This is a genomic window from Pseudoalteromonas sp. S2755, from assembly GCF_005886535.1.
In the GTDB taxonomy this organism is placed as follows: Bacteria; Pseudomonadota; Gammaproteobacteria; order Enterobacterales; family Alteromonadaceae; genus Pseudoalteromonas.
The window spans coordinates 1-1954 of sequence record NZ_PNDS01000201.1; the positions used below are offsets into that span (position 1 = coordinate 1).

A 1954-nucleotide genomic window follows, 5' to 3' on the forward strand; every position below is an offset into this window, starting at 1 on the left:
GGGCTTTGGGGTGCTGAGCAAGGATTTGCTGTGCAAGGACATTGGCTTTACCGTTCACTTCGGCATAAGACAGCGCTTCACCGCTGCTGGTTAACATGGCCGTCAGCTCAGGGGTGTTAGCGGCGTGCTGCTCTACTAAGCTGGCCAGATCTTTGTCGGTGGCAAACGACTCGGCGTTGTTGTGCCAAGCACGGAGTGTGTCAGTCTCAGTTCTATTTTGTAGGACTATTTTTGCAAGTGGCTGTGCGGTTCTGGCGATCACCTGATCGATAATATTGATAAAGCGCTCAGCAAGGGTTGCGATCCAGTCACTTGGAAATAGCGCGGTGGCGTAGTTAATATCACCAAATACTTCTTTGTCCCCATTTTGTAGCAGTAAACTAATGTCGAACTTAGCCACTTTATGGAGCGCTTTTACTTGCGACTCATGCACTGGTGTAAACAGCTGTTGGCTGCTGTCATCACTGTTGTTTTTAAACTGCTCAAGTGAAAACATCATTTGAAATAGCGGATGACGAGACGGATCCCGTTGTAATTTTAGGGCGTCGACCAATTTATCAAATGGCAGATCTTGGTGTGCCTTTGCCGCTTTTAGGGTTTGGTGTATTTGTTGGAGTAAGGCATTAAAGTCGAGTGCGTTATCAATATGAATTGGCAGGGCTAAGCTATTGACCAAAAAGCCAATAAGATTTTGTGTCTGGCTTAGATGACGGTTGTCAGATGGCGTACCGATGACTAAATCTGACTGACCGCTGGTTGCTTGTAATGTTAACGCCCAGCTACTGAGCAGTACTACATAAAGACTGGTTTGCTGCGTTTTGGCTATGGCCTTTAGGGCTTCGCTTCGTTCTCGACCCAAATGAATACGGTGGTCGGCACCGTGATATTGGTATTCATTTGGCCTTGGTAGTGGCGAATGTAATTCAAGCTGCTCAGCGCCTGCAAGTGCATCAGTCCAGTGTTCTAAAAGCTTAGTTAAGGTATCGCCGCTGAGGTACTCGCGCTGCCATTTTGCATAATCTTGGTACTGTAACTCAAGCGCTGGTAGCTCAGGCATTTTGCCTGAAGCTAGCATAAAATAGGCTTGGTGTAGCTCACGCATAAAGATTTCGGTGGACCAGCCATCAAACGCAATATGGTGCCACATAAATAGCACGTAACGTTCAGCGCCGATTGTCCAACAGCAAACCTTGAACATAGGCTCATTGGCTAAGTCAAATGGTGTACTAATAGCTTGTTTAACAGCCGTATTAAGCGCAGCTAAGTCAGCTACAGGGTTAGGCGTAATTTCAATACTGGCGCTCAACACTTCTTGATAGTCTTGCCCTTGCTCGTCTTGACGATAGACACTGCGAAGTACTTCATGCCTATCTAACACGATATTTAGTGCTTGCGTTAATCGCGCAAGCTCTATGTGCTCAGAGAGTTCAACTAAAAACGGAATATGATAAGCGTTGGTGCCATTTTCTAACCGTTCGATAAAGAGTAACCGCTCTTGTGCAAACGAAAGTGGGTGACGGTTTAATTCTGGTAGTGTATTAAACGCATCCTTTGAAAAAATTGCTTTTGCTTCAAGGTAATCCATTAGCTGTGTTTTGTTTGACTTTAACTTTGCAACAAGCGCAGCATCTGGCGCTTGCGCGCCAAATGACAGCTCTAGTCCGCCGTCTTGCAACCAGATTGAGAGATTGTGATCTTTCAGTTCAGCGAGCAATGACAACATGGTTAAATCCTCATGCTATTAGTTTGTTCTTGTTGTGATCCGGAGTCTGCTTTAATCTCGATATCCACGCTCAGCGTCTCTAAGTTGTCGACGATTGCGGCAATATGGGTATGCTCAAACAAGGCTGAAATTGGGATGTTTAAATCCAGTGCTTTATTACACGCATTCATCAAGCGGATAGCCGAGATAGAGTCCCCCCCGATACTGAAAAAATTATCTTCAATACCCACT

The 1954-nt window shown here is 45.5% G+C and carries 2 protein-coding genes; both read right to left on the reverse strand.

All coding sequences use genetic code 11. The annotated features are described in order from the left end of the window. The coding region (locus tag CWC03_RS22755) for a condensation domain-containing protein (RefSeq protein ID WP_249314112.1) at positions 1–1723 on the reverse strand (1723 nt) is incomplete at its 3' end. A gap of 2 nt (positions 1724–1725) precedes the next feature. Next, a partial coding sequence (locus tag CWC03_RS22760) for an acyl carrier protein (protein ID WP_171040321.1) occupies positions 1726–1954 on the reverse strand: 229 nt, incomplete at its 5' end.